The sequence below is a fragment of the Mycobacterium sp. SMC-15 genome (genome assembly GCF_045310925.1).
Lineage (GTDB): Bacteria > Actinomycetota > Actinomycetes > Mycobacteriales > Mycobacteriaceae > Mycobacterium.
Window position 1 is genome coordinate 423,742 of record NZ_JBJIAJ010000001.1, and the last position, 19,406, is coordinate 443,147.

Sequence of the window (19,406 nt, forward strand, 5' to 3'; positions counted from 1 at the left end):
AGGAGCCGTCATGACCACCCCTGACCCGGCAGCTCGCTACGGACCGCGCGGCTTCCTGGCCGCGTTGGCGACCATCGCGATCGTTGAGACTGCGACGTGGGCTTGGCTGCCGCTCTGGTTCGCCAGCGTTTTCTTCTTTGTTATCGCAACGGTAGTGGCGGTGCCGACCGGACTGTTCATGCGCGAACTGCCCGGCGAGGCTGGCCAGGTCGGGCGCGGCATCCTCATCGGCTACCTCGCAACTCCCCTGACCATCGCCGTCACCGTCATACCCGCCACCGTGATCTACCAGCTGCTGCAGCACCTGCACTGAGAGGACTCGGGCATGTTCAATCAACTGCGGGCACGAATTTGTGTACAGGACAACGACGTCTGGCGGACGGCCACCCGATCAGCGCCGATCGTCGTCCAGGTCGTGTTCGCGACGGCCTTCGGCGTCGGCTGGCTACTGGGTCATTTTCCGATAGACAGCCATGCCGGATATCGCATCATGTTCGCCGCCACGTTCACCATCACGGCGTTCGCATCACTGCTGATCGGTGCGTGGCTGCTGCGCTCGCAGTCACCGCGCCGGCGCGGCCTGGGGCTGGCCGTCGGTGGATCCGGCCTGACACTCTTGGCCGGCGGCGTGCCATGGGCACTGATTTTCCTCGCACTGGTAGACACCATCTGAGCTCCCCGGCTACCGAACAGCGCTACGGCGTGAGCGCCACAGGCAGGTACGGTGACCAGCATGTCTTTCAGAATCACGGACACCCCCGATCAGTCCGGCCGCACCTTCGTGGTGACCGGCGCCAACGGCGGTCTGGGTGAGGTCGTCACCCGCACCCTGGCCGCCAAGGGCGCCAGCGTGGTGATGGCCTGTCGCAACACCGCCAAGGCCCAGGAGATCGCCGACGGCATCGACGGCGACGTGACGGTGGCGGCGCTGGATCTGGGCAGCCTGGCCTCGGTGCGCGATTTCGCCGCGCAGCAGGGCGGCTTCGAAGTGCTGGTCAACAATGCCGGGATCATGAACATCCCGATGCGGCGGACCGTGGACGGCTTCGAGACGCAGTTCGGGGTGAACCACCTGGGCCACTTCGCGCTGACCGGCCTGCTGCTGGACCGGATCGGTGACCGGGTGGTGACGGTGTCGAGCATCGCGCACAAGCAGACCCCCAAGTTCTGGGTCGACGACCTCAACTACGAGCACCGCCCCTACCAACGCAACCTTGCCTACGCACAGTCCAAGCTGGCCAACTTGATGTTCGCCCGCGAGCTGCAGCGGCGGCTGGTGGCGGCGGGTTCGCCGCTGCGGTCCTACGGCGTGCACCCCGGGGTGTCGACCACCGACCTGTTCGACAACGACAAGACCGTCGTCGGTTTGATCGCCAAGTACGGCCTGCCGCTGGTCGGTCAGCCGCCGGAGCGGGGCGCCGAGTCGACCCTGTTCGCCGCGACCGTGCCCGACGCCGATCCGGACACCTACTGGGGCCCCACCAAGCTGAACCAGTCTCGCGGCGCAATGGGGCCGTGCCCGTCGAACAAACTCTCGAAGGATCAGCGGCTGTGGCTGCGGCTGTGGGAGGAGTCGGAAAAGATGACCGGGGTCAGCTACCCGCTCTGAACCGCGTCGCTGCAAGCTGGGCACCCCTCATGCCGGTCCCCGGTGGTGACGGGTGTGGCGCATGGGACTCACGCGGGCCGACGCGGCCCCATGTCGCCGACAATCCACGGTGATACCGCAGCTCACCGGTTAAGTTGTGGCGAGCCGCCGCGCGATGCGGCATGAGACGGACCGAAAGAGATCATGCGAGTTGAGGGGCGCGACGTCGCCGTCACCGGCAACCTGCTGCAGCCGCTGACCCGACGCACCAATGACATCTTGCGTCTGGTGCTGGCCACACTCTTCCTCGCGACCGTCATCACCAGCTCGCTGGTCACCCGCTACGAATGGGTGGCACTCGAGCGGTCGGTTTCCCAGATCGTCGGGGTGCTCTCCCCCGTCCACGCCAACCTGGTCTACCTCGCCTACGGCATCGCGATCCTGGTGTTGCCGTTCGCGATTCTGATCGGACTGGTGGTCTCCAAGCAATGGAAGCTGCTCGGAGCCTATGCCGTGGCCGGCCTGCTCGCCGTGGTGTCACTGTCGATCCGCAGCACCGGCATGGCCGCACCGAACTGGCATTTCGACCTCTCCGATCGGCTGGCCACCACGCTGGCACAGTTCCTCGACGACCCGCGGTGGATCGCCATGCTCGCCGCCATGCTCACCGTCTCCGGCCCCTGGCTGCCGGCCCGCTGGCGACGCTGGTGGTGGGCACTGCTGCTGGCGTTCGTACCGATCCACCTGGTGGTCAGCGCGATTGTGCCGGCCCGCTCGCTGCTGGGGCTGGCCGTCGGATGGTTCGTCGGGGCCTTGGTGATCCTGATCGTCGGCACCCCCGCACTGGAGGTGCCGTTGGACGGCACGGTCCGCGCCCTGGCACGTCGCGGTCACACCGTCTCCGAACTCGCCGTCATCCGGCCGGCTGGCCGCGGCCCGCTGGTGCTGTCCACCGTCGGCGACCACCCGGTGACCATCGAGTTGTACGGCCCGAACCAGCGCAGCGGCGGCGCGCTGCGCCAGCTCTGGCGCAAATTCCGGTTACGCACCACCGAGACCGCGCCGCTGCACGCCTCCCTGCACCGCGCCGTGGAGCATCGCGCCCTGATGGCGATCTCCATCGCTGATGCCAAGTTGGCCAACACCAACACCGTCGCGGTCGCCTCCCTCGACCGCGGCTGGACGCTGTACGCCCACACCCCGCCCCGCGGCACCCCGATCGCCGACTGCACCTCCTCCACGCCGGTGGCCCAGCCCTGGGAATCCTTGCGGCGTCTGCACGATCAGCAGATCTCGCACGGCGACCTGCGCAGCAAGGAGATGACCGTCGACGACGGGCAGGTGGTGTTCGGTGGCTTCGGCAATGCCGAGTACGGCGCCACCGACACCCAGCTGCAATCCGATATCGCCCAGTTGCTGGTGACGACGTCATCGCTGTACGACGCGGCCGCGGCGGTGGCCGCGGCAATCGAGCACTTCGGCCGCACCGTGGTGCTGGCCGCCTCGCGACGCCTCACCAAATCCGCGGTTCCCGCGCGCCTTCGCAATGCCGTCCCCGATGTCGGCACGGTGATCGCCGCCGCCCGCGAGGAGGTCAAGCGTCAGACCGGTACCGATCAGATCCAGACCAAAACCATCACCCGGTTCACCCGCAGCCAGCTGATTCAGTTGATCCTGCTGGTCGCCCTGGTCTACGTGGCCTATCCCTTCATCAGCCAGGTGCCAACCTTCTTCTCCCAACTGCGGCAGGCGAACTGGTGGTGGGCGTTGGTCGGGCTGATTGTCTCGTCGCTGACCTACGTCGGCGCGGCGGGCGCCCTGTGGGCCTGCGCCAACGGCTTCGTCAGCTTCCGGAATCTGGCGATCATGCAGGTGGCCAACACCTTTGCGGCCACCACCACGCCGGCCGGGGTCGGCGGTCTGGCGCTGAGCACCCGCTTCCTGCAAAAGGGCGGCCTGAGCACCTTGCGCGCGACCGCCGCGGTTGCGCTGCAGCAGTCGGTGCAGGTGATCGTGCACGTGATCCTGCTGGTCATCTTCACCACCGCTGCGGGCGCCTCGACGGATCTGTCCCACTTCGTACCCGGCGCGACCATGCTGTACCTGATCGCCGGTGTTGCGCTCGGGTTGGCCGGGATCGTGCTGCTGGTACCGAACCTGCGCCGGTGGTTGACCACGGCGCTGCGGCCGCGCCTCAAGGAAGTCACCGGCGACTTGGTGGACCTGGCCCGCGAGCCCAAGCGGCTGGCGTTGATCGTGTTAGGCGCGGCCGGCACCACGTTGGGTGCGGCGCTGGCACTGTGGGCCAGCGTGGAGGCGTTCGGCGGCAACACCTCATTCGTCACCGTCACGGTGGTGACGATGGTCGGCGGCACCCTGGCCTCCGCCGCACCGACACCCGGCGGGGTGGGCGCCGTGGAGGCCGCCCTGATCGGTGGGTTGGCCGCGTTCGGTGTGCCCGCCGCGCTGGCGGTCCCGTCGGTGCTGCTCTACCGGGTACTGACCTGCTGGCTGCCGGTTTTCATCGGCTGGCCGGTGATGCGATGGCTGACCGAGAACGAAATGATCTGAACCCATGCGGATCGCGATCAGCGGTGCAGGAGTAGCCGGGACGGCGCTCGCGTACTGGCTGCACCGCACCGGCCATACCCCGACCGTGATCGAACGTGCACCGGCCTTCCGCTCCGGTGGCTACATGATCGACTTCTGGGGCGTCGGCTACACCGTGGCCCAGCGGATGGGCATCGAGGCGCAGATCCTCGAAAAGGGCTACCAGATCGAATCCCTCCGATCAGTCGGCACCGACGGCCATACCCTCGCCACCTTGGATGCCAACGTCTTTCGGCATCTGCTCGGCGGCGACTTCACCAGTCTGCCGCGCGGCGACCTGGCCGCCGCCATTCACGCCGCCATCGCCGAGCACGTCGAGATGATCTACGGCGACAGCATCACCGCCATCGACCAGGACGACGACTGCGTCCGCCTCAGCTTCGACCACGCCGGGCCGCGGGAGTTCGACCTGGTGATCGGCGCGGACGGGCTGCACTCCAACGTGCGCCGGTTGGTCTTCGGGCCCGACGACGATTTCGAGCACTATCTGGGCTGCAAGGTGGCCGCCGCCGTCGTCGAGGGTTACCGGCCGCGCGACGAATCGGAGTACGTGACGTACGCGGTGCCCGACCGCCAGGTGTCGCGGGTCGCGCTGCGCGAAGACCGCACCCTGGCGCTGTTCGTGTTCCGCGATACCTCACCGGAGCTTTCAGGTCCGAACACCCAGTTGCACAATCGGTTCGCCGATGCCGGCTGGGAGTGTTCCCAGCTACTGGCTGCGATCGACGGCCAGATCGTCGACGACCTCTACTTCGATGTGGTCAGCCAGGTTCGGATGAACCATTGGTCGCGGGGCCGAGTGCTGTTGATCGGCGACGCGGCCGGATGCATCTCGCTGCTGGGCGGAGAGGGCACCGGCCTGGCGATCACCGAGGCCTACGTGCTGGCCGGCGAGCTGCACCGCGCCGACGGCGATCATCGGCGCGCATTCGACGCCTACGAAGCGCGGTTGCGCCCGTTGATCGAAGACAAGCAGTCCAACGCTGCACAGTTGCTCGGATTTTTCGCCACCCGAACACGTTTCGGCCTATGGTTTCGTAACCTAGCGCTACGGGCCATGAACCTGCGAATGCTGGCAAACCTGTTCGCCGGCGCCGTGCGCGACGACTTCGACCTGCCCGACTACGGGATCTGAGGCTATCGGGCCCCGGCCGCCGCATACACCCGGCTCACCTCCGGCTCGGCATATCCGGCGTCGGTGACCGCGGCGCGCACCGCATCACCCACCTTCAACGTGAGTTTGGCGGGCACCAGGGCGATCACGCAGCCACCGAACCCGCCGCCCGTCATCCGGGCGCCGAGCGCGCCGGCGCTCACCGCACTGTCGGCGATCAGGTCGATGTGCTCGGTGGTGATCTCGAAGTCGTCGCGCATCGACGCGTGCGACGCGGTGAACAACGTACCGGCCGCGGCGAAGTCCAACTCCGCACACGCCGCAACGAAATCCAGCACCCGCTCGTTCTCGGTCAGCACGTGCCGGGCCCGCCGGGCGTCGACCGGGTCGGCGAGCGCATCGAGCGCTGCCACGCCCCGGTGCTGGACCTCACGCAACGATGACACCCCCAACTCGGCGGCGGCCCGCTCACACGAGGCGCGTCGGGCGGCGTATTCCCCGTCGACGTGGCCGTGCCGCTGACCGGAGTCGAGCAGCAGCAAGGTCACCCCGGAAGCATCCGGGTCGAACGGCACCGGGTGCACCGCGACGTCGCGGAAGTCGATCAGCAGCGCGCTGGACACCTCCCCGTACAGCGATGACAGCTGATCCAGCAAACCCGTTGGCGCGCCGACATAGTCGTTTTCGGCGCGCTGGCCGATCCGGGCCTGCTCGATCCGATCGATATTCAGGCCGGCCGCCGAGGCCAAGGCGCCGAGCACCGCGCATTCCAGGGCCGCCGACGACGACAGGCCCGAGCCGATCGGTACGTCACTGCGGATATCCATGGTGCCGCCGGGCACCGCAAACCCACTGTCGCGCAGCGCCCAGATCACCCCGGCGGCGTACGCGCCCCAGCCGGTGGTCTGGCCGGGCGTGGTGTTCAATGGAATGCTGACCGGCGCGTCGGCGCGATCGCTGAGCACGGTGAGGGTGTCGACCTCGGCGGGGGTGAAGGTGACGCTGGTGCGTTGCGGCAACGCGATGGGCAGCGCGAAACCGCCGTTGTAGTCGGTGTGTTCGCCGATCAGGTTGACCCGGCCCGGCGCGGAGTAGGTGATCACAGCTCCCGCAGCCTAGCCGCCACCGACTCCGGCGTGACGTCGGCGATGAACGCGTCCATCGCCGACTCCGAGGCCGCCAGATACTTCAGCTTGGTGGCGCTGCGTCTGATCGACATCAGCTCGACGTGGAAATAGCCGTCGGCCTGCGCGCCGTCGCCGCGGTACTGGTGCAGCGCGGCCATATAGGGCAGCGGGGTGTCGTAGATCCGATCGAAGCGACCCAACAGGTTTCGGTAGACGCCTCCGAAGTCTTCGAGCTCGTCATCGGTCAAGTCGGTCAGGTTGTGCACTCGACGATTCGGGTACAGGTGCACCTCCACCGGCCAGCGTGCGGCGAACGGCACGAATGCGGTGAAGTGTTCGGTCTGCGCCACGATCCGAGCACCGTCCGCACGCTCGGCCGCCAGCAGATCGGCGAACAGGTTGGTGCCGTGCGTCACTCGATGCTCACGCGCTTGCGCCAGCATCGCGGCGGTGCGTGGAGTCAGGTAGGGGTAGCCGTAGATCTGGCCGTGCGGGTGAGCCAGCGTCACCCCGATCTCCTCGCCGCGGTTTTCGAAGCAGAACACCTGCTCGACACCCGCGCGGCCCAACAGGTCAGCGGTGCGGTGCCGCCACGCCTGCACCACCAGCCGGGCATGCGCCGCCGGCAGGTCGGCGAACGAACCGGTGTGATCGGCAGAGAAACAGATCACCTCGCAACGGCCGTAGCCCGGAGCGGAGACGAACTCGGCACCGTCCGGAGCTGGGCCGACCACCGCACCGGCCCCGGCCCCGGCCAGGCTCGGGAACCGGTTCTCGAAGACCACGACGTCATAGTCGGCCGCCGGCACCTCGCTGGTCTCACCGCTCGGCCCCGGGCATAGCGGGCAGGCCTCGGCCGGGGGCTTGTAGGTGCGGTCCTGGCGCTGCGCGGCGATGATCACCCACTGGCCGGTGGTGCGGTCGAAGCGCAACTGCGACGGCTCGGGGTCACGGGGCGACAGCGGCCGGCGATCGGTCACCGGGGCCGGGGTGTGGCCGGGCAGGGCGAAGAACAGGAGGTCGCGGCCGTCGGCGAGCGTCCAGCGAATCGGGGCGCTCACGCGACCAGCCGCGGGTGCAGCCGCTGCGGGGCGATCTCGACACCGGCCGCCAGGTCGTCGGCCAAATGCGCGGCAAAGCCGAGCAATCCGGCGAGATCGATCCCGAACGGGGCCGGGGGCCGCACCGTCGCCAGATGTTCGGCGCCGCGGCGCAACAGACTGACCGCGCCGGCGACATTGCCCCGCTGGACGTGGGTGACGCCGACGGCCAGCTGCGCCAAGCCCTGCCACAGTTCACGCTCGGCGGAAGGCCGATGTTTCCAGGCGGCTTCCAGCACTTCGTGGGCGTTGAACGCCAGACCGTCGTCCAACAACAGCTGCGCGTACGCGAGCATCTGCGCCGGCGGCAGGTCGAGGTCGTCGGGAACACCCTCGACGCCGCCCTGGCTGCCGCGGGGCAGCGGCCGGCCCAGCCGATCACGCGGGCGGGCGTTGCGGGGACGGCCCGAGTCGTCGCGGTCGCGGGTTGTCACCTGTCCATCATGGCAAGCCGGTCAGGCGGGCTTGGCAGCAATCACCTCGATAGCGGCCATGTTGTTGCGGTGGCGACGGAACGTCGCGCGCATGTTGAGCACCCGGGCCCGCGCATCGGAATCGCGCAGCACGTTGAACACGAACCGCAGCGCCCCGAACAGGCCCTCGTCGGCGATCAACCGGTGGGGCTCCAACAGCGCCATCGGTGCGTAGGAGATCTTCTCCACGGTGAAGCCGGCCTCGGTGAGCAACTCGGTCCATTCCGCGGCGGTCAACGGGCGGGCGTTGACCTTGATGGAGCGGGCCAGCGCCGTGCGGACCTCGTCCTTGACGGCCTCGGGCACGTCGACGGGCTGCAGAACCATCTCGTGAATGGCGTAGCGGCCGCCGGGGCGCAGCACTCGGAAGGCCTCCCCGATGATGTCGGCCTTATGCGCGTTGGTCTGCATGGTCAGCATCGCTTCGCCGATGACGACGTCGGCGCTGTCGGCCTCCAGACCGGTCTGCGACGCCTCGCCGGTGACGACCCGGCCCCGTTCACCGACCACCGAGCGGACCACGCCGGCGGCGTTCTCGTCCGCCTCGACACCGGTGTAGGTGCCGGGGCCGTTCTGCAGGATCTCTTTCGCGGTACGCCCCATGCCCGGGGCGAGTTCCACGACGTCGGCCCCGGCCAGCTGCGCGTCGGCCAGCATCCGGTGGGTCAGACCGAGCCCGCCTGGCCGCAGCACCCGTTTGCCCAGACGGGCGAACAGCCAGTGGCCGGGCAGATCAGCGGTCTTGCGGTCGGGCATCGGCAGGCTCATGCAACGAAGGTTAGCCTTACCAGGCTTAGTCCGCCAGAGGGCTTTAGACCCCTATGTTTCCTTTAAATAGCTGGCGGTCCCCGGATTTCAGACCACCTGGCGGCCGGCCAGGAAGGTAGCGCGCACCTCGAGATCGGCGATCGCTTCCGGGGCGACGGCGCGTGGGTCGGCCGACAACACCACCAGGTCGGCGTACTTGCCCACCTCAAGTGAGCCGGTCACATCCTCGGCGAACAGCTGCCAGGCCGCGTCGAGGGTTTGCGCCCGAATCGCCTGCTCGACGGTGAGCCGCTCTTCGGGCGCCAGCACCCGCCCGCTGGGTGCCACCCGGGTGGCGGCGACGCTGATATTGCGCAACGGCTCTTCGGGGGTGACGGGCGCGTCGTTATGCAATGAGATGCGCATACCCGCCGCGACGGCGGATGCCGCCGGCATCCAGCGCGAGCCGTGTTCCTCGCCGAACAGTCCGTCGACCAGAACATCACCCCAGTAGTGGAGGTGGTCGACGAACAGGCTGCAGGTGACGCCCAGCGCGGCGGCGCGGCGCAGTTGCTCGGGGCGGATGGCGCCGACGTGTTCGAGGCGCAACCGGTGATCGGGACGCGGGTGCCGCCGCAGCACGTCCTCATAGACATCAAGAATGGTGTCGACCCCGTTGTCGCCGTGGACATGGCAGGCCATCTGCCAGCCGTGCGGGAAGTACGCCTCGACGATGCGGGTCAATTGTTCGCCGGTGTAGTTGGCGTGCCCGCATGATCCGGGTTCGACGCCGATGGTGCGGGTGGCGTCGGTGTCCAGGTACGGGAACGACAGGTCGATGTTGCCGATCCACGGTGAGCCGTCCACCCAGATCTTGATCCCGACCTGGCGCGCCATGTCGTCGCCGTCCCCCGGCGAAGCGTCGGTGTGCAACGCCTCGTTGGAGATCTCGTAGGTGCGCAGTCGCACCGTCAGCTCATTGCGCAGGTGGTCAACAAGCGGCCGGAACTGCGGCGAGAACGCCATCTCCGAAATTGTTGTCAGGCCGGCCCGGTTGAGCCGTGCGCATTCGGCGCGCAGCATCGCCGGAGCGTCGCCGGGCAGCATCGCCTTGCCCAGCAACGGAATCAGCGCGGCGGTCTCCTCCGCGGTCCCATCCAGTTCGCCGGCGGCGTCGCGGCCGTATTTTGCACCGATCGGGTCGGGGGTGTCGCGGCTCAGCCCGGCCTCCCGGGCGGCTGCACTGTTGAAATACGCCTTGTGGCCCGAGTTGTGCACGATCACCAGGGGGTGCTCCGGGGCGACGCGGTCCAGCCAGGCCAACGTAGGTATGGGCAGACCCGGTTGCAGCAACTGGTCCCAGCCGACCGCGTATGCCCCGTCCACGCCGCGAGTGGCGACCTCCTGGTGGATCAGCGCCACCACGGTGTCGGCGTCGGTAAGAGTCACCGGCCGGATATCGACCATCCGGCCGGACAGCACGACCGACTCCATCAGCGGATGCCCGTGGGCCTCGACGAAGCCGGGCAATACGGCGCCGTCGCCGATGTCGAGCACCCGGGTGTCGGGGCCGATGAGCGGGTCCACGTCCGTGCGGTCGCCGACCGCGACGATGAGCCCGTCGATGGCAGCCAGCGCCTGGGCAGTCGGTTGCGCGTCGTTGACCGTGAGCACCGTGCCGATGACAACGAGATCCGCTACAGGCATTCCGGGCTCCTTCTCGGCGGGCATCGCCGGAGTGTAAGTGGAATAGCGCAGCGTCCACCGCTGTTCGAGCCGGTATGCCCAAACCTTTTACCGAGACCGAGCGTCAACAGTTTCTCGCCGACAAGCACATCGCGGTGCTGTCCGTCGCCGCCACCGACGGCCGGCCTCCGGCCAGTGTCCCGATTTGGTACGACTACACCCCCGGCGGCGACATCCTGGTCAATACCGGTGCCGGCCGGCGGAAGGCCAAGCTCATCGAGCAGGCCGGTGCGGTGACGCTGGTGGTGCAGCGCGAAGAGCTGCCCTACCAATATGTGATCGTCGAAGGCACCGTGGTCAATGCGGTCACGCCGGCGCCGCTGCCGCAGCGCGAGGCCATCGCGATTCGCTACCTGGGCCAGGAAGGCGGCCGGGCATTTGCCGCCAACATGGACGGCGCATCCAGCGTGCTGTTCACCATCCGGCCCGACCGCTGGCTGACCGCCGATTACTCAGGCGACCTGTAGGCGCTTGGCTTTTGGCGCCCGATGACGAAGGGTCCCTGTGATGCTGCCCGTACTGGACCTGTCTGACGCCGCTACCGACGCAGCGGCGTTTCGCCTGGCCTTGCGGGAGGCCACCCACACCCGCGGCTTCTTCTATCTCATCGGCCACGGCATACCCGAGGAGCAGAGCACCGAGGTCCTCCAGCTGGCCCGGCAGTTCTTCGAGCTGCCCGAGGCGGAGAAGAACCAGATCAGCCAGTTGAAAAGCCCGCATTTCCGGGGCTATTCACGTCTGGGCGGAGAGCTGACGAACGGGCGCGTCGACTGGCGAGAGCAGATCGATATCGGGCCGCAGCGTCCCGCGCTACCCGAAGCGGAGGGGTACTGGCATCTGCAAGGCCCGAACCTATGGCCCGCACGGCCCGCTTCCTTCCGCGCCGCGTTCGAAGCGTGGGACCGGTCCCTGTCCGCGGTGGGCCTGCAACTGCTCCGGCACTGGGCGGCCTCGCTGGGAGCCGCCGAAGACCTGTTCGACGAGGCGTTCGCCACCTCGCCGGCGACGCTGATCAAAGTCGTCCGGTATCCGGGCGGCCCCGAGGCCGGCCAAGGTGTCGGCGCCCACAAGGATTCCGGCGTGTTGACCCTGCTGCTCGTCGATCCGGATTCCGAAGGGCTTCAAGTGGAAAGCTCGCCCGGCGAATGGGTCGACGTTCCCCCGATGGCCGGCGCGTTCATCGTCAACATCGGCGAACTGCTCGAAGTCGCGACCGACGGCTACCTGCGGGCCACGCGTCACCGGGTGCTGTTGCCCCAACCGGGCACCGACCGGGTATCTATCCCGTACTTCCTCAACCCGGCACTGGATGCCACCATCCCGCGTATCACCCTGCCCGCCGACTTGGCGGTCCTGGCGCGGGGCGTCGAGACCGACCCGGACAACCCCATCTTCGACACCTACGGCGAGAACGCATGGAAGTCGCGCACCCGGGCTCACCCCGACGTCGCCGAACTGCACCACGGGATTCGACCGGCAAGCTCGCACCGTTCGGCCTACTGAAAACTGGTCTTGGCCGCATGCGCGCCCAGCCCGGAAAAACGTCAGGCCCCCTCATTGAGGGGGCCTGACCAGTGTGGCAGGTACAGGATTCGAACCTGTGTAGGCTTTCGCCGACGGATTTACAGTCCGCTCCCATTGGCCGCTCGGGCAACCTGCCGTAGTGCGCCTAGCAGACTACAACGAGGATGTACCTCAGACGCAAACGGCCAGCACAACTCAAGGAGAGGACAGATCTCGTGGCGGACTCATCGTTCGACATCGTCAGCAAGGTCGACCGGCAGGAGGTCGACAACGCCTTGAACCAGGCCGCCAAGGAGCTGGCCACCCGGTTCGACTTCCGCGGCACCGACACCACCATCGCCTGGAAGGGTGAGGAAAACATCGAGCTGGTCAGCTCCACCGAGGAGCGGGTCAAGGCCGCCGTCGATGTGTTCAAGGAGAAACTGATCCGCCGCGACATCTCCATGAAGGCGTTCGACGCCGGGGACCCGCAGCCGTCGGGCAAGACCTACAAGGTCAGCGGCAGCCTCAAGCAGGGCATCGACGCCGAGCACGCCAAGAAGATCAACAAGCTGATCCGCGACGAGGGACCCAAGGGCGTCAAGTCCCAGGTCCAAGGCGAAGAAATCCGGGTGTCGTCGAAGAAGCGCGACGACCTGCAGGCCGTGATCTCACTGCTCAAGGGTGCCGACCTGGACGTGGCCTTGCAGTTCGTGAATTACCGGTAACCGGTACCGCTGGTCCGACCGCCTCCCGGTGCTTAGGCTGAGCATCGTGACTACCGAAGAGGTCGTGGACGTCGTCATCATCGGAGCGGGCATCTCCGGTATCGGCGCGGCTTACCGCATCGCCGAACGCAACCCCGGCACCCGCTACGTCATCCTGGAACGGCGTGAGCGCATCGGCGGGACCTGGGATCTGTTCCGCTATCCCGGGGTGCGCTCGGACAGCAGCATCTTCACGCTGTGCCTGCCGTATGAACCGTGGACCCGGCGCGAAAGGGTCGCCAACGGCGACGAGATCCGCGACTACCTGACCGACACCGCGCACAAGTACGGCATCGACGACCACATCCGGTTCAACCACCACGTCACCGCGGCAAACTGGGACTCGGCGACCGACACCTGGACGGTGACGGCGGACGAGAACGGCACCGCGCGGACCTACCGCGGCCGGTTCGTCTTCTTCGGCTCCGGCTACTACAACTACGACGAGGGCTACACCCCGGACTTCCCGGGATCCGAGACGTTCGCGGGGACGCTGGTGCATCCGCAGCACTGGCCCGAAGACCTGGACTACACCGACAAGAAGGTCGTGGTGATCGGCAGCGGCGCCACCGCGATGTCACTGGTCCCGGCGTTGGCCGAGCGCTCGCGCCACGTCACCCTGCTGCAGCGCACCCCCACGTATCTGATCTCGGCGACCATGTACAGCCGTTTCGTTGACGTGGTGGCAAAACTGCTGCCCCGCAAGTTGGCTCACCCGATCATCCGATTCGTGATGGCCATGTTCGAGGGCTACGTCTGGTTCCTGGCCCGCAAGACTCCCCCGGTGTTGAAGTGGATCCTGCGTCGCACGGCCGTGCAGAACCTGCCGCCGGGCTATCCGGTGGACACCCACTTCAAGCCGCCGTATGAGCCGTGGGACCAGCGACTGTGTCTGATTCCCGACGCCGACCTCTACGCCGAGATCAGCGCCGGGCGGGTCGACATGGTCACCGACCGGATCGACCACTTCGATGCCGCAGGGATCGCGTTGCAGTCCGGTGCGCATCTGGACGCCGACATCATCGTCACGGCCACCGGCCTGCAGCTGCAGGCACTTGGCGGGGTGCGGATCAGCTTGGACGGCACCGAGATCAAGTCCACCGACCGTTTCGTCTACAAGGCGCACATGCTCGAAGACGTGCCGAACCTGTTCTGGTGCGTCGGCTACACCAACGCCTCCTGGACGCTGCGCGCCGACATCACCGCCCGGGCCACCGCCAAACTGCTGGAGTACATGACCTCGCGGGGCTACACCCACGCCTACCCGCACCTCGGCGACGAGCCGATGGCCGAGAAGTCGGCGTGGGACATTCAGGCCGGCTACGTGCTGCGCGCGCCGCACGCGCTCCCGCGCTCGGGCACCAAGCGGCCCTGGAATGTACGGCAGAACTACTTCGCCGACGCCCTGGACTTCCGGTTCGATCAGATCACCGAATCAATGGTGTTCGGACGGGCCGGGGAGGCGATCCCGCTGGCCGGATAGGTCACGTCTCGGTACGCAGCGGGGCGATGCCGCGGTCCAGTGCGGCCTCCAAGAAGCCGAGATCGCCGGTGGCGAGCAGGATGCCGACGCCGCCCTGGATGCCCGCCAGTAGGGCGGCTGCCGCCGAATCGGCGTCGATACGCCCCGCCATCTTGCCGCCCTGCTGCATCGCGCGGATCCCGGTCGCGATCTCGGCATGCCATTGCCGGATCAGCGACGAGGTAACGGCTTGGGCCGCCGGCGTGGTCCGCCCGAGTTCGGACATCAGTACCGCCAACGGGCAATGCTGCCCCTGACGTCGGTACCGCTCGACGACGGCGTCGCGCCAGCGCTGCCAGGCCGCCCAGGACGTGAGCTCGCCCAGGTAGGGCTGCTGATCGGCCAACACCCGCGCGGCCTCGTGTTCGGCCACCGCGAGCAGCAACTGTTCCTTGCCGCCGGGAAAGTAGTGGAACAGCTGACTCTTGGAGGTCTGGGTGCGCGCCCGGATGTCATCGAGCGTGGTGGCCGACACCCCGCTGGTACGGATCTCCGCGGCGGCGCCCTCGATGATCCGCCACCGGGTGGCCGCCCCCTTGCTGGTCAATTTCTGGACTTGCGGGTCCATTTTGATAGGTGAACTATCTGGACTCATGAGTCCAAACATTACCCGGCTTGCAGGCCGCACAGCATTGATCACCGGTTCTACCGCCGGACTGGGGGCCGGCATCGCCACCGCATTGGCCGAGGCCGGCGCGTCGGTCCTCGTCAGCGGACGCGATTCCAAACGCGGCGCCGACATCGTGCAGCGCATCGAATCAGCGGGCGGCAAGGCCACGTTCATCGGCGCCGATCTGGGCGCCGGCGGGAACGCGGTCACCCGGCTGGCCGCCGAGGCGACCGCCGCGGCCGGCGGTCCGATCGACATCCTGGTCAACAACGCGGCCATGCTGCTGATGCCGTCGCCCACCGCGGAGGTTCCCGAGCAACAGATCCGCGACGCGTTCGCGATCAACGTATTCGCCCCGTTCCTGCTGACCGGCGCTCTCGCGCCCGCGATGGCGCAGCGCGGCAGCGGCGCGATCGTCAACGTCGGTTCGATCAGCGGGCTGATCGGTTCGGCGAATTCAGCGCTGTACAGCGCGACTAAGGCCACCATCCACTCGCTGACCAAGTCGTGGGCCGACGAATACGGCCCCTCCGGTGTGCGCGTCAATACCGTTGCCCCCGGACCGATCCGAACCGAGCGCAACGCGGAGTTCGAACCGCACGTGGCGCCCGTGCTGGCCCGGATTCCGTCCCGGCGGATGAGCACCGTGGCAGAGGTTGCCGGCGCCGTGGTGTTCCTCGCCAGTGACGAAGCCGCCAACATCCACGGCACCACGCTCTCGATCGACGGCGGCTGGTCCGCCGTTTAGGCGACATGTTCACAAACCGTGGGTGCGGCAGTGGCGACGGCAATACGCTGTCGCTCATGCCTGCTGCTACTCGTACACCCAATGTCGTCGTGCTCGGAGGCGGATCGTTCGGTACCACGGTGGCGTCCATCTGCTCGCGCCGTGCGCCGACGCTGCAGTGGGTGCGATCGGAAGCGACCGCTGCCGACATCAACGACAACCATCGCAACAGTCGCTACCTGGGCAACGATGTCGAACTCAGCAGCACGCTGCGCGCCACCACCGATTTCGCCGAAGCCGCGCACTGCGCCGACGTCGTCGTGATGGCCGTACCGTCACACGGCTTCCGGGGAGTGCTCGAAGAGTTGGCCACCGAGCTGCGCCCCTGGGTGCCGGTGGTGTCGCTGGTCAAGGGCCTGGAGCAGGGCACCAACATGCGGATGTCGCAGATCGTCGACGAGGTGCTGCCCGGGCATCCCGCCGGCATCCTGGCCGGACCGAACATCGCCCGCGAGGTCGCCGAGGGTTATGCGGCGGCGGCGGTGCTGGCCATGCCCGACCCGGGCCTGGCCTGCGAACTGGCGTCACTGTTCCGCACCAAGCGATTCCGGGTTTACACCACCGACGACGTGGTGGGGGTCGAGATGGCCGGCGCACTGAAGAACGTGTACGCGATCGCGGTCGGAATGGGCTACTCACTGGGGATCGGGGAGAACACCCGGGCCATGGTGATGGCGCGTTCGGTGCGCGAGATGTCTAAGCTCGGCGAGGCGATGGGCGGAGCCCGCGACACTTTCGCGGGCCTGGCCGGGATGGGCGACCTGATCGTCACCTGCACCAGCCAGCGCAGCCGCAACCGCTATGTCGGTGAGCAGCTGGGCTCCGGCAAGCCGATCGACGAGATCATCGCGTCGATGAACCAGGTGGCCGAGGGGGTGCGGGCCGCCAGCGTGATCATGAAGTTCGCCGCCCAGTACGGCCTGAGTATGCCGATCGCGCGCGAGGTCGACGGCGTGATCAACCACGGCTCCACGGTGGAGCAGGCCTATCGCGGACTGATCGCCGAGACCCCCGGGCATGAGGTGACCGGCTCTGGCTTCTAACTGTGTGATTCCTGTACGTTCGCTCCGAATGTGTTACATGTGTTTACTTCCTGGACATGTCACATTCCATCACTGGCAATAAGGCATGAATAACTTCTCTGCATCTCAGCAATATCTTATGAGGGCAGGGGAACTACCGGATGCTGACCGCGCAAGCCGACGTCAAATCACGAGCCAACGCACGAAGAGCCTGGTCGCGCTCGGTTCTCCGGCATGACCTACCCGCCTCCCTGGTGGTGTTTCTGGTCGCTCTGCCGCTGTCGCTGGGTATTGCCGTTGCCTCCGGCGCACCGGTGCTGGCTGGCCTGATCGCCGCGATCGTCGGCGGGCTCGTCGTCGGCGCCCTGGGCGGATCACCATTGCAGGTCAGCGGGCCGGCGGCCGGGCTGACAGTAATCGTCGCGGATCTGGTGGGGCGCTTCGGCTGGAAGGTGACGTGCGCAATCACCGTCGGCGCCGGGATGCTGCAGGTCCTCCTGGGACTGAGCCGGGTGGCGCGGGCCGCCCTGGCGATCTCGCCGGTCGTGGTGCACGCGATGCTGGCCGGAATCGGCATCACGATCACCCTGCAGCAGCTGCTCGTCCTACTCGGCGGCCGCTCGGCGAGTTCGGCCTGGGAAAACCTCGCCAGGCTGCCGGAGGGGCTGATCGAGTCCCATGGGGCCGAGCCGATCCTGGGCATCCTGGTGATCATGACCATGCTCGCCTGGCGATCGGTACCGGGACCGCTGGGCCGGATTCCCGGGCCGCTGGTCGCGATTGCCGGAGCGACAGTGCTGTCCTTGCTCTTCTCGCTCGAGGTGCGTCGCATCACCCTGGACGGATCACTGCTGGATGCCGTGCAGCTGCCCGCGCTTCCGGACGGCAACTGGACTGCCGCCTTCATCGGGGTGGTCACCGTGGCGTTGATCGCCAGCGTGGAAAGCCTGCTCTCGGCGGTGTCGGTGGACCGGATGCATACCGGGCCGCGTACCGCTTTCAACCGCGAACTGATCGGGCAAGGCACCGCGAACGTCGCCTCGGGATTGCTGGGTGGGCTGCCGATCACCGGGGTGATCGTCCGCAGCGCCACCAACGTCGCCGCCGGTGCGAAGTCGCGGGCGTCGGCGTTCCTGCACGGCGTGTGGATCCTGCTGTTCGCCCTGCCGTTCGCGGACTTGGTGCAGAAGATTCCCACTGCGGCATTGGCCGGCCTGCTGATTACCGTCGGCGTTCAGCTGATCAAGATGATTCACATCGAGACGGCCTGGCGCAGCGGCGATCTCGTCGTCTACCTGGTGACGGTTGCCGGCGTGGTGTTCCTGAACCTGCTGCACGGCGTGCTGATCGGGCTGGTGCTGGCGATGGCCTTGACGGGCTGGCGGGTGATCCGGATGAAGATCACCGCCGCGCACAGCGACGACGAGTGGGTGGTGACCGTGTCGGGCGCGTGCACCTTCCTGGCGCTTCCCCGGCTGACCAACGTGCTGGCACAGATTCCCGCCGGCTCGCATGTCACGCTCGCCATCCGGACCACCTACATCGATCACGCCGCCGAGCAGACCCTGGAAGATTGGCTGCGGCAGCATTGCGCTACCGGTGGCACGGTGCTGGTTCCCAGTGAATCGCGCTCCACAGCGGACGCAGCCGACGCATGCGCCACCTGCGCACCATCGAGGCTGGGGTGAGGTGAGTGTGAATCGGATAGCGCATCCGATATCACCAGTCGGGCAGGCCAGTCGGCGGCCGGTCGGCCAACTTCTGCACGCGATTCGACAAGCCACATATCCCCAAGCGCGGGTGCGAAAGTGGCAGGTGGGGCGTCCGGGTGCGCTAGCCGCGGGCCATCGCCTCCAGCCGCCGAATCCGGTCGGCCATCGGCGGGTGGGTCGCGAACAGCTGACCGACCTTCTCCCCCGCGCGGAACGGGTTGGCGATCATCAGATGCGACTGGCTGGCCAGTTCCGGCTCGGGCGGTAGCGGGGCGAGTTCCACACCGTCGGAAATCTTGCGCAGCGCGGACGCCAGCGCCAGCGGGTCACCCGAGAGCACCGCACCGGACTCGTCGGCCTGGTACTCGCGCGACCGCGACACAGCCATTCGCACCACCGACGCGGCCAGCGGACCTACCAAGGCGACCAGCAGCATCGCCAGCGGGTTGCCGTCGCGCCGGTTGCCCATGAACATCGCCATGTTGGCCAACCCGGTGATCACCGAGGCCAGTGCGCCGGCCACGCACGAGATCAGGATGTCGCGGTTGTACACGTGCGACAGCTCGTGCCCCAGCACCGCGCGCAACTCACGCTCGTTGAGCAGCCGCAGAATTCCGCTGGTGCAACACACCGCGGCGTGGCGCGGGTTGCGGCCGGTGGCGAAGGCGTTGGGTGCGTTGGTGTCGCTGACGTACAACCGGGGCATCGGCTGGTGGGCGGTGGTGGCCAGCTCCCGCACAATCCGGTAGATCTCCGGTGCCTGTACCTCGGTCACCGGCTGGGCCCGCATCGCCCGCAGCGCCAGCTTGTCGCTGTTGAAGTAGGTGTAGGCGTTCATCCCCACGGCGAACAGCACCGCCACCCACATCATCTGTGGCCCGAACGCCCGGCCCACCAAGACGATCAACGCCGACATCACGAACAGCAGAAAGAACGTCTTCGCCGTGTTGTGGTGCGGGTGCCAGGTCATCGACTTCC

At 67.5% G+C, this 19,406-nt stretch carries 19 protein-coding genes and 1 tRNA gene; 12 read left to right on the plus strand and 8 right to left on the minus strand.

All coding sequences use genetic code 11. From position 1 onward, the window contains the following. The first annotated feature begins 10 nt into the window (after nt 1–10). The 5 genes from ACJH71_RS02030 (at nt 11) to ACJH71_RS02050 (ending at nt 5,333) form a co-directional block, all read left to right on the plus strand. Nucleotides 11–313, plus strand: a complete 303-nt coding sequence (locus ACJH71_RS02030; RefSeq protein ID WP_406756353.1) for a hypothetical protein — start codon at nt 11–13, stop codon at nt 311–313. A 12-nt stretch (nt 314–325) separates the two neighbouring features. Next, nucleotides 326–673: a hypothetical protein gene (locus ACJH71_RS02035; RefSeq protein ID WP_406756354.1), complete on the plus strand. Its 348-nt coding sequence runs from the start codon at nt 326–328 to the stop codon at nt 671–673. 60 nt (nt 674–733) lie between these two features. After that, entirely contained in the window at nt 734–1,609 is an 876-nt protein-coding gene (locus tag ACJH71_RS02040) for an oxidoreductase (protein ID WP_406756355.1), read from the plus strand. Nucleotides 1,610–1,792: 183 nt separating this feature from the next. Next, nucleotides 1,793–4,159, plus strand: a complete 2,367-nt coding sequence (locus ACJH71_RS02045) for a flippase-like domain-containing protein (RefSeq protein ID WP_406756356.1) — start codon at nt 1,793–1,795, stop codon at nt 4,157–4,159. 4 nt (nt 4,160–4,163) lie between these two features. Next, complete coding sequence (locus tag ACJH71_RS02050) at nt 4,164–5,333, plus strand: FAD-binding domain (RefSeq protein WP_406756357.1); 1,170 nt, start codon at nt 4,164–4,166, stop codon at nt 5,331–5,333. A 2-nt stretch (nt 5,334–5,335) separates the two neighbouring features. Here the strand turns inward: ACJH71_RS02050 and ACJH71_RS02055 are convergent, their stop codons facing one another. The 5 genes from ACJH71_RS02055 to ACJH71_RS02075 all read right to left on the minus strand — a co-directional run bounded on the left by ACJH71_RS02055 (nt 5,336) and on the right by ACJH71_RS02075 (nt 10,466). Beyond that, nucleotides 5,336–6,415 (minus strand): galactokinase, encoded by a 1,080-nt coding sequence (locus ACJH71_RS02055; RefSeq protein ID WP_406756358.1) that lies wholly within the window; start codon nt 6,413–6,415, stop codon nt 5,336–5,338. Then, nucleotides 6,412–7,500, minus strand: coding sequence for a galactose-1-phosphate uridylyltransferase (gene galT / locus ACJH71_RS02060; RefSeq protein WP_406756359.1), 1,089 nt, complete (start codon nt 7,498–7,500; stop codon nt 6,412–6,414). The genes ACJH71_RS02055 and galT overlap by 4 nt, the downstream gene beginning before the upstream one ends. Next, nucleotides 7,497–7,973, minus strand: coding sequence for a DUF309 domain-containing protein (locus ACJH71_RS02065; RefSeq protein ID WP_406756360.1), 477 nt, complete (start codon nt 7,971–7,973; stop codon nt 7,497–7,499). The genes galT and ACJH71_RS02065 overlap by 4 nt, the downstream gene beginning before the upstream one ends. Before the next feature lie 21 nt (nt 7,974–7,994). Continuing rightward, on the minus strand, nt 7,995–8,780 hold the full coding sequence (locus tag ACJH71_RS02070) for a methyltransferase domain-containing protein (RefSeq protein WP_406756361.1): 786 nt from the start codon (nt 8,778–8,780) through the stop codon (nt 7,995–7,997). 87 nt (nt 8,781–8,867) lie between these two features. Then, complete coding sequence (locus ACJH71_RS02075; RefSeq protein ID WP_406756574.1) at nt 8,868–10,466, minus strand: amidohydrolase; 1,599 nt, start codon at nt 10,464–10,466, stop codon at nt 8,868–8,870. Nucleotides 10,467–10,540: 74 nt separating this feature from the next. Here ACJH71_RS02075 and ACJH71_RS02080 point away from each other — a divergent pair, with 74 nt between their 5' ends. Together ACJH71_RS02080 and ACJH71_RS02085 are read left to right on the plus strand one after the other, a co-directional pair. Beyond that, nucleotides 10,541–10,972: a pyridoxamine 5'-phosphate oxidase family protein gene (locus tag ACJH71_RS02080; RefSeq protein ID WP_406756362.1), complete on the plus strand. Its 432-nt coding sequence runs from the start codon at nt 10,541–10,543 to the stop codon at nt 10,970–10,972. A 40-nt stretch (nt 10,973–11,012) separates the two neighbouring features. After that, on the plus strand, nt 11,013–12,008 hold the full coding sequence (locus ACJH71_RS02085; protein WP_406756363.1) for an isopenicillin N synthase family dioxygenase: 996 nt from the start codon (nt 11,013–11,015) through the stop codon (nt 12,006–12,008). Nucleotides 12,009–12,082: 74 nt separating this feature from the next. On the opposite strand, the gene ACJH71_RS02090 is transcribed toward ACJH71_RS02085, so the two are convergent. Then, a tRNA-Tyr gene (locus tag ACJH71_RS02090) sits at nt 12,083–12,165 on the minus strand. A 79-nt stretch (nt 12,166–12,244) separates the two neighbouring features. Between ACJH71_RS02090 and ACJH71_RS02095 the strand changes: the two genes are divergently transcribed. Beyond that, a complete protein-coding gene (locus ACJH71_RS02095) occupies nt 12,245–12,736 on the plus strand; it encodes a YajQ family cyclic di-GMP-binding protein (protein WP_406756364.1) in 492 nt (163 codons plus the stop codon). A 46-nt stretch (nt 12,737–12,782) separates the two neighbouring features. Further along, nucleotides 12,783–14,258, plus strand: coding sequence for a flavin-containing monooxygenase (locus ACJH71_RS02100; protein ID WP_406756365.1), 1,476 nt, complete (start codon nt 12,783–12,785; stop codon nt 14,256–14,258). 1 nt (nt 14,259) lies between these two features. Here the strand turns inward: ACJH71_RS02100 and ACJH71_RS02105 are convergent, their stop codons facing one another. Continuing rightward, nucleotides 14,260–14,865 (minus strand): TetR/AcrR family transcriptional regulator, encoded by a 606-nt coding sequence (locus ACJH71_RS02105; protein WP_406756366.1) that lies wholly within the window; start codon nt 14,863–14,865, stop codon nt 14,260–14,262. Between the two features lie 25 nt (nt 14,866–14,890). Here ACJH71_RS02105 and ACJH71_RS02110 point away from each other — a divergent pair, with 25 nt between their 5' ends. The 3 genes from ACJH71_RS02110 (at nt 14,891) to ACJH71_RS02120 (ending at nt 18,404) form a co-directional block, all read left to right on the plus strand. Further along, on the plus strand, nt 14,891–15,655 hold the full coding sequence (locus ACJH71_RS02110; protein WP_406756367.1) for an SDR family NAD(P)-dependent oxidoreductase: 765 nt from the start codon (nt 14,891–14,893) through the stop codon (nt 15,653–15,655). A gap of 56 nt (nt 15,656–15,711) precedes the next feature. Continuing rightward, the gene (locus ACJH71_RS02115) at nt 15,712–16,737 is read left to right on the plus strand and encodes an NAD(P)H-dependent glycerol-3-phosphate dehydrogenase (protein ID WP_406756368.1); all 1,026 of its coding nucleotides are present in this window, start codon (nt 15,712–15,714) and stop codon (nt 16,735–16,737) included. 140 nt (nt 16,738–16,877) lie between these two features. Further along, on the plus strand, nt 16,878–18,404 hold the full coding sequence (locus ACJH71_RS02120; RefSeq protein ID WP_406756369.1) for a SulP family inorganic anion transporter: 1,527 nt from the start codon (nt 16,878–16,880) through the stop codon (nt 18,402–18,404). Between the two features lie 145 nt (nt 18,405–18,549). Here ACJH71_RS02120 and htpX read toward each other — a convergent pair whose 3' ends face one another. Continuing rightward, nucleotides 18,550–19,398, minus strand: a complete 849-nt coding sequence (htpX, locus tag ACJH71_RS02125; RefSeq protein WP_406756370.1) for a zinc metalloprotease HtpX — start codon at nt 19,396–19,398, stop codon at nt 18,550–18,552. Nucleotides 19,399–19,406: the final 8 nt, after the last annotated feature.